The sequence below is a fragment of the Pseudoalteromonas sp. XMcav2-N genome (genome assembly GCF_024124545.1).
Classification (GTDB): domain Bacteria; phylum Pseudomonadota; class Gammaproteobacteria; order Enterobacterales; family Alteromonadaceae; genus Pseudoalteromonas.
The window spans coordinates 101,157-114,835 of sequence record NZ_JAMXSF010000001.1; the positions used below are offsets into that span (position 1 = coordinate 101,157).

Genomic DNA, 13,679 nt, shown 5'->3' on the forward strand with positions numbered 1-13,679 from the left:
CCAAAAAGTCGTCATCCATTTTGTTGCAGTGTACTGTACAGTGCTGTGTGTCTTTGAGTAAAGCGCACAGCACTGAGTGACACAGCCTACTGCAGCCCTGTAAAAGGCGGTGCCCTGAACAGCCGTCTTTCACTCAGTAATAAATTAGCAATGATGGTAAATAAAAAGGATACGAAAAAGGCATGGTTTGGGACGTTTTTTGCGTGGATAGCTATTAAGAAGAACCAGCCTCCCTGCCAGTTATTCATCAACCTAATAAGAGGGGTTGCCCCGTTCAGAAATACCACTCCAGGGATAGCTGTACGTGGTCATCTTCCTTTATCGCGTTTAAAAAGTCAGTTGGTTCAGAACTTTGGATCAATCTTACATCGACGCTAACTTTTACATCTTCACCTAAACGGCGATTAGCTTCCAGGATAAAGTTCACTGCACTGTGATCTAGGTCTGAGCCGAAGCCCATCAACAGTTCACTGCTTTGAATATCATTCAATGCTAACCTGGCCCCCATGAAGATGTCGTTTTGCATTGCAGCCCCGGGATCGTTATTGTCACCTGCTCCCCGGGAGTCCCAGGCATATTCAACTAGCAACCCCAGATCAGCTGCAGAGTTGAAAACACCCACATAGGTATATTCAAATCCAGCCTGAGTTGCTACAAAGTCTTCTTCACTGGTACTGCGATAAATGGTCTCGAATTTCCATAACCAGTCATCTACCGTTGCCTGAACGTCCACACCCAGCTGGTCCATCTGTAAATAATAAGGGGAGAGTCCGATGGGCTCATTCCCATTACTAGTATCAGGCGAACTGACAAAACGCGGTGTTAAAATTGGCTCGCGGTTAGTACCGTGAAACCAGTAAACCCCCAGGTCAAACACATCTATGCTATGGCTCCAGCGCGTTGCAAAATCGAGGTGGTTTTCTTCTGCTGAGGATTCATAGCGCACACTGTCAGTGTCTACAACCAGATCTGAGCGTAAACGAGCGTGTTTGTCACTGAACGTGCGCTCCCTAAATCCAGGCAAGAAATACAAGTCCACAATCCCCCAGTCCTTCACCAGAGACAGGTTTAGCATTTGCTGGCCGAGCTTGTCTTCGCCATCAAAGTCTTCAACGCTATCGGTTTGATTGATCACATCGACGAGGTGTTGAAATTCAGTGACGCCCCAAAACTCCTTGCGAATACCTGCGCGCAACTCCCAGTCATCACCGACATACACATATGACAATTCGCGAATGTCGCCATGGTCTCGTTCACTGTCGCGCTCATCAAATCGGTAGTAAGGCTTAAAGGTGACGGACTGAACCCCGTCGTCCCAGCTCCAGTATAGTTCTGGTTCCACATAGATTGAGCCCTGTGTGTTCCCTAACTGGTCTTTATGCTGGCCTTTATTAAAAAAGTAGCGCTGCTCCGCGCCCACTTTGCCGGACAGTTCGAACTCAGCTGCGTGCAAAGTGGACGTGGCCAGCGCGCAGCTCAGCACGGCGGCACTCAATAACGTCTTTGTGGTCAAAGAGATCGCTGACTTTAACATGGCTTAGCGTGCTCTTTTCAAAGAGTTGCGGTTAAAGTCGCCGTCTGTTAAGCCGGTTTTAAAGGCGTAGTTTTGCCATTTTAATGTAGTGCTTTTACCACTTTGATGGTTGGTCATCTCTGCACTGTCGGCGCGCCAGTATTTGCCCAGATACTGCTGATACCCCTGATATGACAGGGTTTTAAGCAACGTGTTTTTGCGGTCATAAAAGTCGACTTTTTGTAAGCGGTATTCGGATTTGTCTATCCAGACCAGGCGACGGGTATAGCCTGAGTTCTCATCAACAGGAAACTGCTCCACGACAAAGTTATCCAGGCCGTTCAGTTGTTCATCACCGATGTAATTGTAGCGATACTTTTCAATTTCAAAGGAGCTGAGGTCCTCAAAAGAAAACTCTGATCCCATGAAAGGACCTGACTTGTTGCGCGACGCGATGCGTTTAACGCGCTTCAAAGACGGTAGATACAGCCACTGATCGTCATTGCCAACCGGGTGTGAAAAGCTTAAAAAAGACGTGCCTTTAACATCTCTGGGTTTGTTAAAGATCGTCAGGCTTTTATCGCCATCATCCAGTAACTCCAGGGTTTTAGTGGATATTTCCCTGATACTTTCCTGACCCTGTTTGTTACGCAGGATCATCAGCATATCTGCGGTTGAGTCCCCCCAACCGGTATCACGGGCTTTAGCTTCTTGTGAGATCGCAAGGCCTTTAGCCTCTGCTGCTGCACTGCCCTCAGTGGATGCTGACGCAGAAAAAGCTGCGAAAGTCAGTAAGCTGGTAAAGAACATGCCATTCAGGGTTTGTGATTTAAAAGCGGGTTTGTTGAACATAGGGTACTCCAGATTATTTGTTTCTTTGTTAAGCTACACTCTGCCTGCATCTGAGCTGTGGCAGAGTGTCATCATTGTTTGCGTGTAAGTGGCTTAGCCGGTGGTATTTGCCAATGGCGTGTCGGTTTGTTGTGTTTCCTCGCTTTGTGCAGATGACTGCGTATTTTTACGCTTGTCGAGCATCATCAGCAGAGGAGGAAGGAACAGGAAGTCGACAACTAAAGCCACAAAAATGGTGATTGCCGTCATCAGGCCCATATCAGCATTGAGGCTAAAGGAGGACTGAGCTAACACAATAAACCCGGCAACCAGTACAAATGTGGTGGTCCATAAGGCTGTACCAACATGTCCAAAGGCATATTTAACCGCGGTGTGCGTGTCGGCCTTTTGCTCGCGACGGGCATGTAGGTATTTACTCAGGAAGTGAACGGTATCATCGACCACAATACCCAGTGTCATGCCTATCACAACGGAAATACTCATACCGACCTGACCCACGCTCAGTCCCCAGATACCAAAAGCCACGCCTGCTGGAATTAAGTTTGGCAACAGGCTGATTGCGCCAAAGCGCCAGCTCTTTAAGGCCACACCTAGAATCACAGAGATCAGTAGCAGTGCCAGTACAGTACCGAGCAACATGCTGTTGATACTGCGCTGACCAATATGGGCAAACATCAGGCTTGGGCTGGCTATGTCGACCTTGTACTGAGCTGCATGAGCGCCGAACCAGTCCTGGATCTTGGTTTCTAGTGCGATAAGCTCATTGCTGGTCATGTTTTTGAACGTCCCCACGATTTTTGACGACGATTTGTCTACGTTTAGCTGGTTGTTTAAGTCGAGACCATAGGGCAGCGACATTTCGTACAGCAACAGATACTGTGCAGCCATTTCCTGATCGGTTGGTAACTTGTACCAGGCGGGGTCGTCGCCATGCATGTTTTTATTCAGGCGCTTCAACGTATCTGTGATCGTGTTTACGTGGTCGGTTTCCGGTTGATCGCGCAACCAGTCACTAAAATCAGAGACGGTACGCAGATACTCGGGTTTATTGATGCCACTGGACTCGTTAGTCTGAACAGAGATCTCAAGTAGGGTCATGCCTGACAGGTGTGTCTGCATGAAGTCTGTTGCAACGCGATAAGGCACGGACGTATCAAAGTACTTGACGAAATCATCGTTCAGTTCATTTTTAGGAATGAACAAAGCTGAAGCAATGATGATAGCGCTGGTGACGGGCAGCAGTAAGCGACGTTTTTTAATAACGAACTCGGCCAGTTTCTCCATCTTGTCGTGCTTTTTTGTGCTCACTTGTTTTACTTTTATCGGTAGTACACTCAGCAACGCTGGGAAAATTGTGATAGCAAAAACAAACGCCAGCATCACACCTATGGCCACCATGTTGCCCAGATCATGGAAAGGCGGTGAATCGGAAAAGTTCATGCTCAGGAAGCCAATCGCGGTTGTTACACTGGTGAGTAATATAGGCTGGAAGTTCAGGCGCAGGCTGCGCGCGATGGCGGTTTTCTTGTCGACGCCACGGCGCATTTCGTAAAACATGCTCGACAGAATATGGATACAGTCCGCCACTGCGAGCGTCAGGATCATGGTTGGTGCAGATGAAGAGGGGCCGGTTAAGAAAATTCCCATCCAGCCTGCAATGCCCATTGTGGCTGAAATGCTCAGAATAATCACGACGACGGTTGCAAAAGTACCTGATATGGTGCGTAACAGGACGCCGATAAATACAATCACTATCAGGAACATGAGTGGTACCAGCGTAGCGCTATCGCTCATTGCAACATCGGTAAACGCGCCATTCATCATAACCATGCCAGACAGATGTACTTCAACGCCAGGGTTATTAGCCAAAAAGGCATCGGTCATGTTTTTTACGAATGCGGAGACCTCAGGTACTTCCGCGTTGAGGTCAATGCCAGGGAACTGAATACTGACGTTTACAACAGAGACATGGCCTTGCGGTGATACAATTTTGTTTACCAGCAGTGGCTCCCTGGTCGCAATTGATTTGATTTTGTCAAGATCCGCCTGACTCAGAGCTCGCGTATCACCGACCAAATCTTCAACGATCAGGTCGTCTTCCTCTGCGTAGGTGTATTGAAAATTAGTAACCGAATCTACCCGTGTTGAATAGGGGATTTGCCAGCTTTGTTTGGTCAGTTCTTTCAACGATTGCAGGTGCTGTGCAGTAAATACATTGCCATCTTTGGGCACCACAACAAAGGATACGTTGTCACTCTTGGAGTAAATGTTTTGCATCGACTCATAAGCGACAAGCTGCGGGTTGTCTTTGCCAAAGAACACCCTATAGTCACTCTTAAACACCAGATTCTGCGCCCCAGAAGCGGCGAGAAATGCTAAAGTCAGGCTCACAAGGATGACCCAGAAAGGGTGCTTTCCAACAAAGCCAAATAGCTTGTCTTTCATATGCTCTCCATTGTGACGAATCGTCACTATAGTATTCTAAAAAAGGGTACAAATGCCCAATTAACTATTTGTTTTTAGGTCAATAGTTTTCTTTTATAGTGACGAATCGTCACTATTGGTTTTAAAAAAAACGGCAAAAAGCCGCTCAATTATGTGTGTAAAGCGCATCCATACATAAACGCGCTTTATACTTTATTCAAAACACAGTTCTCTTCCCATGGCCTTCATCAATGCCAGTTCACTCGGGAAGACCTTTTGTAACGCCAGTTCAATTTGCTGGCGATAGTTATGCTCTCGGGTTGTGGGCAGCCACTGCAAGCCATCAAATAGCAGATTTGCCTGGTTAAGTAATTCGCGCTCCACAACCATACCTGATGCGCCGCTGCATTGTTCCACTTCGTTTGACAGCAGTGAAATGGTGCCAAAATTCTGTGACCAGATAGCAAAGCACACCTGGTGCATTGTCATGTGCGCAGGTAAAATCAGTTGCTTTTTCGCTATTGCATCCTCAATTATCCCCATCGTGGCACTCATCACCTGGGCCTCCAGGCGTTCCTGCTCCTGGAGACGCTTTTCACTCGATTTACCATACACATTGGGGCTTCTTGCACATTGAACACTTTTAAATAAAGCCGGATGTAATATGGCATAAATTAGGTACGATATATTTAATAACAGCATACGTTCACGCGGGCAGCCCTTGTGTTGTGCTGCTCGGCTGAATAAATCGTACATGATGGCAATTGCTTGGTTTCCAATCGCTAAAAACAAGTCTTCTTTGCCAAGAAAGTGTTTATATACAGTACCTTTCGAATAAGAAACGGCAGCCACAACCTTATCCATGGTAATGTTCTCCACGCCGAGTTTGTCAATCAGCGCAATTGTAGTGTCAATAATTTCTTGCTCTCGTGCTCTGAGGCTGAATTCATCTAATACTTTGGGTGCCATGTTTACCTGGATAGTCTGCTCACATTTATATATGTGACGATTCGTCACATATGGTTGTATGGTAGTGAAATTTTGTCTATTGTCAATAACAATTAAATTCTCAACATTGTTAATTTACTCGCGATACGGTGTGTTGCCCGCTGAATGATAGACTATTACAGCACGTCACAAATACCTCGTGTATGTTATGGTGAGAGACAGAGGCGGACAGGAGGCATAATGCGTGGATTGATAGTGGCGATATTACTGTGCTCGCAGAGCTGGGCCACGGAAGTGGTTTACCAGGATTTGCATGTACTGGATGCGAAGCAGCAAGCCATTGTCAAGAATTGGCTGAGTCAGGGGCTAAAAACGACCGAGCAGACTTTAGGCCCCCTGGCACAATCTCATCTGCCAGTGAAGTTACAAAACGTGTATTTGAGTAGTGAGCCGGTCCCCTGGGGGGCCGTAAACCGCTCGGAAGTGGATGGAATTGAGTTGCATATCAGCTATTTCGCGACGCAGCAGCAGCTGATCAGCGACTGGACCCTGTATCATGAGCTGGCCCACTTATATCATCCTTTGCTCGATTATCCGGACTTCTGGTTAGCAGAAGGGCTTGCCACCTATTTACAAAACGTCATTATGCTGCACGGCGGTGTGATCACCACTGATGAGTACGTACAGCGGATCATGGCTGGCCTGGAGCGGGGTCGATTGGGCACCTGGGAGACACCAGGTCCGCTTGCCCGGGTCAGTGAGGATATGTGGCGGCTCAGGGCTCACGCGCGTGTTTACTGGAGTGGCGCGGCATTTTTTATAGAAGCAGATCTGGCATTGCGGCAAAAAGATCCGGCGCTGACTTTGGTGAGTTTGTTAAAGCGTTATCAGACCTGTTGCAGAGCGAAGGCTCCAGCAGGGCAGCCAGACAGCGCAAAGGCGTTTCTGGGTCAGCTGGACAGGCTTTCTCGCAGCAGTATATTTAGTAATCTTTATCACAGTTATAAGCTACGCCAGGATTTTCCAAGATTAAGTAAGCAGGCTGTCAGGCTGAGTGGTTTACATATGATGTCAGCCAGACACAGTGAGCTGCTCCGGCAAAAATAAAGGCTGCCAATTGGCAGCCTCTTAGTTGGTTAGATTTTAACTTTAACGTACTCACCGGGCGCAGCATAAATGCCTGGATTGGTTTTGCTGCTGGTAACGCGCTTGGGCACTTTCTCGTCGGTATACTGGCTTAACCATTTACCCCAGTGTGGCCACCATGAGCCACTCTGATGCTTGGCTTTGTCCAGCCAGGCATTGGCTTCACCAGTTGCTTCCGGGCCATACCAGAAACCATATTTCTCGGCGGCTGGTGGGTTGATCACACCGGCAATGTGGCCTGATTCACCCAATACAAACGTGGTTTTTGCGCTGGTGTGCTGAATACCCTGGAAAGTAGCTTGCCACAGGGCGATATGGTCGTCTCGCGTGGATAACATATACACCGGCTGTTTGACTTTACTGAGGTCTATCTTAGTGCCTCTGACTTCAATTTCGCGAGGTTGTACGAGGCGATTTTCCAGATACAGGTCGCGCAGCATAAAGTTATGACATTTTGCAGTGAGGTTGGTGCTGTCGCCGTTCCAGTACAGCAGGTCCAGATCCATGGGGGCCTCACCTTTAAGGTAGTTATTAACGTAGTAATTCCAGTACAGGCTGTTTTCGCGCAGCATGCTGAATGAAACACCCAGCAAATGGCCATGCATGATGCCATTTTGCAGGTTGTATTTTTCCAGCGCAGAAATCGTTGGTTCATTAACAAATACGCCAATCTCACCAGGCTGCGAGAAATCCAGCAGGGTCGTCAATAAGGTGGCGCTTTTAATACGATGTTTCATGCGCTTTGAGACAAAGTAAGCCATAGCTGTGGTTACCAAAGTGCCTGCAATACAGTAACCTACTGCATTGACATAGGCTTCACCGGTTTGTTTCTCAATGGCATCCAGAGCCGCAATGACCCCATCTACGATGTAGTCTTCAAAACCCACATCAGCCATGCTGGCATCCGGGTTTTTCCATGAGATCATAAACACGGTATGGCCCTGATCTATCGACCATTTTACCAGCGAGTTTTGTTGTTTCAGATCGAGAATATAGTACTTGTTGACATACGGCGGTACTATCAGCAGCGGTGTTTTAAACACCTCTTTAGTGGTTGCTTCGTATTGGATCAATTCGAACAGGTGATTCTGGAATACCACTCTACCCGGGGTCGTGGCAATGTCTTTACCTAACTCAAAAGCGTGTTCATCAGTCATGCTGATACGCAACATATCACCACTTTTAGCCAGATCTTTTTTAAACATTTCCAACCCTTTAATAAGGTTTTCACCTTTGGAGTCCAAAGTGAGCTTAAGCAGTTCCGGGTTGGTAGAAATAAAGTTGCTGGGGGATATCGAGTTGACGACCTGGCGGGCAAAAAACTCCAGGCGCTCTTTGAGTTTGTCGTCCAGCCCCGGTGTTTCACGGATAGACGACAGTAAAGACTGACCAAACAACAAATAGCTTTGCTTGATGTAATTAAACCAAGGGTTGTCACGCCATTCATCGGCTTTGAAACGGCGATCCCCGCGCTCTGTTTCGATGACATCTGGTTGCTCAGTGTCGAATCCCTGACCCCAGGTTTGTTGCATGATTTTGATTTGTTCCTGCCACCAGTCAAACTGATGTTGAACAAAGGTTTCTGGCTGCTTCGCTATTTCGTTCAACCAGACACCAAAATCCCGGGCACTTTGCTCGTTCAGGGCTTGTTGAACGGGGTTTTCTTTGAGCAGGTTATTACTGAATATGGTGTAGAGATCTTGATTGTACTGCCACCAGGCAGTCAGCGTTTTATTAAGATCTGTGTTATCGGTATCCATTACTCGTGTCCTAATAGGCAAATTGATTGCACGTGTCTTGTGTCGTGTTTGGTATAGCGGATCAGCCACTACAAAAAACAGGCTAAAAAAATGCCCCCGCAACAGGCAGGGGCAGACGACAGCGATTAAGCTTTAGCAGTGGCTTTAACACTGTCTTTAGAGATAGCGTCAAGGTGCTCTTTGAATTCGTTGCCAAGTTGAGTCAGCTTTTGACCGTCGTCGATCATTTGCTGGCTTAGCTTGTTCATCGCAGTAAGCTGGCTGGCATTGAAGTCGATGAAAGACTTAACATCTTTTACTTCAGCAGCAGTTTTCAGTTGCTCAACAGAGGTTTTAGTGAAGTTTTCTGTTGCATCAAGCTGGATTTGTGCCAGTTGCTCAATGTTTTTAGCAACCAGTTGGTTGAACTTGATAGCCGGAGAAAAAAACTGCTCGCTTTGCTCAGTAAAGGTTTTCATTAGATCGTTGTACATGGTGTGCTTCCTGTTTATCAAAAAAGTCCGTATAGGTAGCGTTACTGCCCAGGTACTTCAGAGCGCATGCTCAATCCTGATATACGCCGCTTAGTTCATATAAAGTCCGCCGTTGATCGCCAGCGTTTCACCTGTGATATAGCCCGCCTGATCAGACGCCAGATAAGCGACCGACTGAGCCACTTCACGTGGCGTGGCTAAGCGCTGCATCGGCACTTGTGCCTTGATGCTTTCAAGCACATCTTCGCGCATTTTTTCGACCATAGGTGTTGCCGTATAGCCCGGGGCAACTACGTTTACGGTCACGCCTGCGCGGGCGCCTTCGTAAGCCAGTGCTTTGCTAAATCCGATCATACCGGCCTTAGCTGCTGAATAGTTCGCCTGACCAAACTGACCCTTTTGGCCGTTTACGCTCGAAATGTTGATGATGCGACCTGATTTGTTACCACACATGTGTGCAAAAACAGGGTGAGTCATGTTGAACATGGAATTGAAGTTAGTGTCGATGACTTCCTGCCACTGTGCCAGAGTCATCTTTTTGAATGAGGTATCCCGTGTGATGCCTGCATTGTTGACCAGAATATCGATGCGACCAAACTGGTCAATAACATCATCGAGCTGCTGCTGGCAGGCCTGATGATCTGTGACATCCAAAAAGATGCCATGCACGGCTGCCGGGTTGATTGACTGCTCATTGAGCCAGGCGTCAATATCCGCTGAGGTACGACGCGGGCTGGCAACAGCCACAACAAAACAGTTTGCATTTACCAGCTCTTTGACGATAGCTGAACCGATGCCACCCAGTGCACCAGTGACGACTGCGATTTTTTTGCTTTCCATATTGCTCTTCCGAACTTAAGGCGGCTCAACTATCGCACTTCTAAGCCACGTTTCCGGTTGTTTTTACACTAACCGAAAGGTTTACGAACTGGCGTTATTGTCATTCGTCATTGTGACGAATTAATAACCGATATATTTAATTCTCAAGACAAATTTGCACCTGTTTATTCGTCGTTATTAGCGCGTCCCTTCAAAAGGTTCAATATTTTTCATCATCAAGCTTGATAAAAAATATAGCAAAATAGAGTAAAAGCTCAAGTTTTTAATGGCTGTTCCTTTTTTCATATAACAGGAGCGAACACTCTCACCAAAACACTAGTAATAGATGTAAACTCTGATACTGAGTATTAGACTATAGCCGTAGTTGTCTGACCAATGAGCCAGATCAAATAAATAAGTAATTGTAAAATAAATGGTAAGTTTTTAAAGTGAAAAATTGACAAGTTGAACTGTGTTTTAGATATAGGTAAGCACTTTGCTTAGGTAACTCTTATTCAGCTTTATTGGTGTTTGTGGGGTAAAATATTCTTGAGGTGAATGTATCGTTACTTTACTCTGCTTGCGGTTAGCAGAAAGTCTGAAAGACAGAAGGTGTTATATGATTAAGAAAGGTCTATTTTTGTTGTTTGGTCTGGTGAGTTTATTCGCTCAGGCTGCCACAGAGATCATCAGTCAACAGGCGTTATTACGAAATCAGATGTCGGCTCAGCCCCATGTCATTGTGGATGTCAGAAGCGAAAAAGAGTTCGAGGCCGGACACCTTAAAGGCGCGATTAACATTCCTTTTGATCAGATCACTCAGCACCAGTCTTTGTTGGAAACACTAAAATCCCAGACGCTGGTGGTTTATTGTCGCTCGGGACGCCGGGCAGCTATTTTTGAGCAAGCACTGACCGAGCAGGGGTTCAGCCTGCTGCACCTTAGCGGTGATTATCTTAGCTGGCAGGCCGAGCAACTTCCGGTGATAACACAGACAGAGTCAGCCGGGCAGTAGTGCGCACCAGAGCAAGCGTGCGGGTGTCTTTCACCCGCAGCGAATTCAGAGGGTATTACACCAGGCTTGTCAGCATCTCTTCGGAATAAGGGGTCAGCGCGTCACCCTGCCTGACTTTTTCCACATAGTCCGGGTTGGCAATGAAAGGCCTGCCAATTGCCAGCAAATCAAAGCGATCGTCACGTAGCGCCTGCTCGCCAGTTTGCGGGGTAAAGCCGCCTACGCCGACCAGGGTTTTACTGTAATTTGCTCTGACATAGTCCGAGACTCTGCCACCCAGAAAATCAAACTCCATGGCGTCGTCAAAAATACCAATGTGCACATAAGCCAGTGTGCGCTGTTCCAGTTGTGCCAGCAAATAGTCAAAGACCGGTTTGTCGCGCGGATCGGCCTGCATATTAAAATAAGCACCCGGTGTCAGTCTGACGGCTGTTCGCTCAGCGCCAATGCGGTCGCTGATGGCGTCAATAACCTCCAGCGCAAAGCGGCTCATGTTTTGCGGCGTTTCACCATACTCATCGGTACGCTTATTGCTGTCATGATGCAAAAACTGGTCAATCAGGTAACCATTGGCGGCATGAAGCTCAATACCATCAAACCCTGCGTCGATCGCGTTACTGGCCGCCTGTGCATAATCTGCGACGAGCACTGAGATCTCTTCAACCGTGGCAGGCGTGGGGGTGATATAGCTCAAATCACGCATGCGAGGCACTGTACCTTCTACTTTTTCTGCGCTGGGAGCCAACACTTTGTCACCGTCAAAGAAATGCGGGTGCGCAACCCGGCCGGTGTGCCACAACTGAGCAAATATTTTGCCGCCGTTGGCGTGAACAGCATCTGTTACTTTGCGCCATCCAGTTATTTGTTCAGGTGTAAACAGGCCCGGTGTATTTGGGTAGCCTTGCCCGTCGGGTCGAATAATTGTGGCTTCAGAAATGATTAACCCAGCCTCTGAGCGACGCGCATAATATTGTGCCATAGCGTCGGTCGGCACCAATTTTTCATCCGCCATACAACGGGTAAGTGGCGCCATTAGAATACGGTTTTTCAGTGAGATTTGCTCATTTAATGCATAACTTTCAAATAGTTTGCTCGTCATAGTAGGACCCGGTTAGTTTTTGAATGTTTATTCAAGATATGATCATTTGAACGATCGTTCAAGTATATTTTGAACATTTGTTCAAAAATGAGTAAAATGCGCTATGCCTGAACAGGAGAAGAATGAAATGCGCAGTGCAGAATTTGACAAAGAGCAGGTGCTCAGGGCCGCGATGACGGCATTTATGGAAAAGGGGTATGCAAAAACCAGTATGCAGGATCTCAAAGCTGCAACGGGTTTGCATCCAGGGTCCATTTATTGCGCGTTTCAGAATAAGCGCGGTCTGCTGCTGGCCGCTCTGGAGCAGTACAACCGGGATCGTGGTGATGAATTACAGGCGCTGTTTTCACAACATTCATCGGCCAGAGCCGGGTTGTCAGCCTATCTGACTCATGTCGTGGATGAATGTGTGAGCTGCGATCCGCAAAAGCTCTGTCTGACGCAAAAAGCGCTGAACGAACTGGCTGAGCAGGACGCGGAAGCCCAGGCTATTCTCAGTGAGCAATGTGCCATGTGGCGTAATGCTCTGTGTGCGGTGTTTGAACGTATTGCCGAGCAAGGTGAGCTGACAGGCACACGCTCTCCTTTGGACAGAGCACGCGGCCTGATTGTCAGTATTTATGGATTACGCACCTTCGCTCATACGCACCCTGAGGCTCAGGTCATGCGTGATCTGGGTGCGCAAATACTCAAAGACGTTTGTCAGTAAAGTAAAGTGTACGTGTCCGTTTTAGTTGGCTCTGTGCCATGTTGGATAAAATATCAGCAAGTATGTTAGTCTCAAATCTCATTACTTTTTCTTACTTTTTGTGAGTTAACTAAGGGGAAGTTAGATCCCCAGGGAGATGAATATGAGACAGCTGGACGACAATATTTGGATCTTCGATGGTGAAGCGGTATCTTTTTTCACCATGCCTTTCACTACCCGAATGACGATAGTGCGCCTACCTTGCGGCGGGTTGTGGGTACATAGCCCAATCCGCCTGACACCAGAGCTGCGAGAGCAGGTAGATGCACTGGGGCCTGTGACTTATCTGATCGCACCCAACCATCTCCACCATCTGTTTATGGCGCCGTGGCAGGAGGCCTATCCACAAGCGCAAACCTTTGGTACGCAGGAAGTCAAAGATAAGTGCGAGACCCTTAGCTTTGATGAGCTCCTAGACAATGACCATCATTACCCCTGGGATAATACACTGAAAACGCTGCTTTTTACTGGCTCTCCGGCCATGGAAGAAGCGGTGTTCTATCATCCACAAAGTCGCACTTTACTGGTCACCGATCTGATTGAAAATTTTGACCCACAAAGTCTGAATACCTTTCAGCGCTTTGTGGCAAAAGGCGCGGGTGTGGTCGCACCTGAAGGCCAGACACCACTAGACTGGCGGCTGAGTTTTATTTTCCATCATGATACGGCGCGGGCGCATTTGAACAAGATGTTAAGTTGGTCGCCACAACGGTTGGTGATGGCACATGGTCTGATCATCGAAGAAGACGCGGTTGCTTTTTTGAAACGTGCATTTGATTGGCTGAATAAATAAATTTAACTATTTGATTTTATTATTTATAAGTCAAAAAATCGAATCGAAATATTGCACCGGTACGACCAAAGTTGATAAGTATTCAAGTG

At 47.3% G+C, this 13,679-nt stretch carries 12 protein-coding genes; 4 read left to right on the forward strand and 8 right to left on the reverse strand.

What is annotated here, in order from left to right:
• Positions 1-274 precede the first annotated feature (274 nt).
• The 4 genes from NH568_RS00215 to NH568_RS00230 form a co-directional block, all read right to left on the reverse strand.
• Positions 275-1,534 carry a hypothetical protein gene (locus NH568_RS00215; protein WP_253043611.1) on the reverse strand — a complete coding sequence of 420 codons (1,260 nt, stop codon included), beginning with the start codon at positions 1,532-1,534 and terminating at the stop codon, positions 275-277.
• Positions 1,535-1,537: 3 nt separating this feature from the next.
• Positions 1,538-2,365: an outer membrane lipoprotein-sorting protein gene (locus tag NH568_RS00220; RefSeq protein WP_253043613.1), complete on the reverse strand. Its 828-nt coding sequence runs from the start codon at positions 2,363-2,365 to the stop codon at positions 1,538-1,540.
• Between the two features lie 93 nt (positions 2,366-2,458).
• A complete protein-coding gene (locus NH568_RS00225) occupies positions 2,459-4,810 on the reverse strand; it encodes an MMPL family transporter (protein ID WP_253043615.1) in 2,352 nt (783 codons plus the stop codon).
• Between the two features lie 192 nt (positions 4,811-5,002).
• The gene (locus tag NH568_RS00230) at positions 5,003-5,758 is read right to left on the reverse strand and encodes a TetR/AcrR family transcriptional regulator (RefSeq protein ID WP_253043617.1); all 756 of its coding nucleotides are present in this window, start codon (positions 5,756-5,758) and stop codon (positions 5,003-5,005) included.
• 219 nt (positions 5,759-5,977) lie between these two features.
• Here NH568_RS00230 and NH568_RS00235 point away from each other — a divergent pair, with 219 nt between their 5' ends.
• Positions 5,978-6,844, forward strand: a complete 867-nt coding sequence (locus NH568_RS00235; protein WP_253043621.1) for a DUF45 domain-containing protein — start codon at positions 5,978-5,980, stop codon at positions 6,842-6,844.
• 29 nt (positions 6,845-6,873) lie between these two features.
• Here the strand turns inward: NH568_RS00235 and phaC are convergent, their stop codons facing one another.
• The 3 genes from phaC to NH568_RS00250 all read right to left on the reverse strand — a co-directional run bounded on the left by phaC (position 6,874) and on the right by NH568_RS00250 (position 9,956).
• A complete protein-coding gene (phaC, locus tag NH568_RS00240) occupies positions 6,874-8,643 on the reverse strand; it encodes a class I poly(R)-hydroxyalkanoic acid synthase (protein ID WP_253043626.1) in 1,770 nt (589 codons plus the stop codon).
• Positions 8,644-8,768: 125 nt separating this feature from the next.
• Positions 8,769-9,116 carry a phasin family protein gene (locus NH568_RS00245; RefSeq protein ID WP_046006440.1) on the reverse strand — a complete coding sequence of 116 codons (348 nt, stop codon included), beginning with the start codon at positions 9,114-9,116 and terminating at the stop codon, positions 8,769-8,771.
• 90 nt (positions 9,117-9,206) lie between these two features.
• The gene (locus NH568_RS00250) at positions 9,207-9,956 is read right to left on the reverse strand and encodes an SDR family oxidoreductase (protein WP_253043629.1); all 750 of its coding nucleotides are present in this window, start codon (positions 9,954-9,956) and stop codon (positions 9,207-9,209) included.
• Positions 9,957-10,554: 598 nt separating this feature from the next.
• Here NH568_RS00250 and NH568_RS00255 point away from each other — a divergent pair.
• Positions 10,555-10,950 (forward strand): rhodanese-like domain-containing protein, encoded by a 396-nt coding sequence (locus tag NH568_RS00255; RefSeq protein WP_253043631.1) that lies wholly within the window; start codon positions 10,555-10,557, stop codon positions 10,948-10,950.
• A 55-nt stretch (positions 10,951-11,005) separates the two neighbouring features.
• Here NH568_RS00255 and NH568_RS00260 read toward each other — a convergent pair whose 3' ends face one another.
• Positions 11,006-12,049 carry an alkene reductase gene (locus NH568_RS00260; protein WP_253043635.1) on the reverse strand — a complete coding sequence of 348 codons (1,044 nt, stop codon included), beginning with the start codon at positions 12,047-12,049 and terminating at the stop codon, positions 11,006-11,008.
• 127 nt (positions 12,050-12,176) lie between these two features.
• Between NH568_RS00260 and NH568_RS00265 the strand changes: the two genes are divergently transcribed.
• Entirely contained in the window at positions 12,177-12,758 is a 582-nt protein-coding gene (locus NH568_RS00265) for a TetR/AcrR family transcriptional regulator (protein WP_253044492.1), read from the forward strand.
• Positions 12,759-12,900: 142 nt separating this feature from the next.
• Positions 12,901-13,590: a DUF4336 domain-containing protein gene (locus NH568_RS00270; RefSeq protein WP_253043637.1), complete on the forward strand. Its 690-nt coding sequence runs from the start codon at positions 12,901-12,903 to the stop codon at positions 13,588-13,590.
• The last annotated feature ends 89 nt before the right edge of the window (positions 13,591-13,679 follow it).

What these genes read in the sequence shown, in the direction of transcription:
- NH568_RS00215 (WP_253043611.1), bottom strand. Translation starts at nt 1,534, where the DNA reads ATGTTAAAGTCAGCGATCTCTTTGACCACAAAGACGTTATTGAGTGCC.
- NH568_RS00220 (WP_253043613.1), bottom strand. Translation starts at nt 2,365, where the DNA reads ATGTTCAACAAACCCGCTTTTAAATCACAAACCCTGAATGGCATGTTC.
- NH568_RS00225 (WP_253043615.1), bottom strand. Translation starts at nt 4,810, where the DNA reads ATGAAAGACAAGCTATTTGGCTTTGTTGGAAAGCACCCTTTCTGGGTC.
- NH568_RS00230 (WP_253043617.1), bottom strand. Translation starts at nt 5,758, where the DNA reads ATGGCACCCAAAGTATTAGATGAATTCAGCCTCAGAGCACGAGAGCAA.
- NH568_RS00235 (WP_253043621.1), top strand. Translation starts at nt 5,978, where the DNA reads ATGCGTGGATTGATAGTGGCGATATTACTGTGCTCGCAGAGCTGGGCC.
- phaC (WP_253043626.1), bottom strand. Translation starts at nt 8,643, where the DNA reads ATGGATACCGATAACACAGATCTTAATAAAACGCTGACTGCCTGGTGG.
- NH568_RS00245 (WP_046006440.1), bottom strand. Translation starts at nt 9,116, where the DNA reads ATGTACAACGATCTAATGAAAACCTTTACTGAGCAAAGCGAGCAGTTT.
- NH568_RS00250 (WP_253043629.1), bottom strand. Translation starts at nt 9,956, where the DNA reads ATGGAAAGCAAAAAAATCGCAGTCGTCACTGGTGCACTGGGTGGCATC.
- NH568_RS00255 (WP_253043631.1), top strand. Translation starts at nt 10,555, where the DNA reads ATGATTAAGAAAGGTCTATTTTTGTTGTTTGGTCTGGTGAGTTTATTC.
- NH568_RS00260 (WP_253043635.1), bottom strand. Translation starts at nt 12,049, where the DNA reads ATGACGAGCAAACTATTTGAAAGTTATGCATTAAATGAGCAAATCTCA.
- NH568_RS00265 (WP_253044492.1), top strand. Translation starts at nt 12,177, where the DNA reads ATGCGCAGTGCAGAATTTGACAAAGAGCAGGTGCTCAGGGCCGCGATG.
- NH568_RS00270 (WP_253043637.1), top strand. Translation starts at nt 12,901, where the DNA reads ATGAGACAGCTGGACGACAATATTTGGATCTTCGATGGTGAAGCGGTA.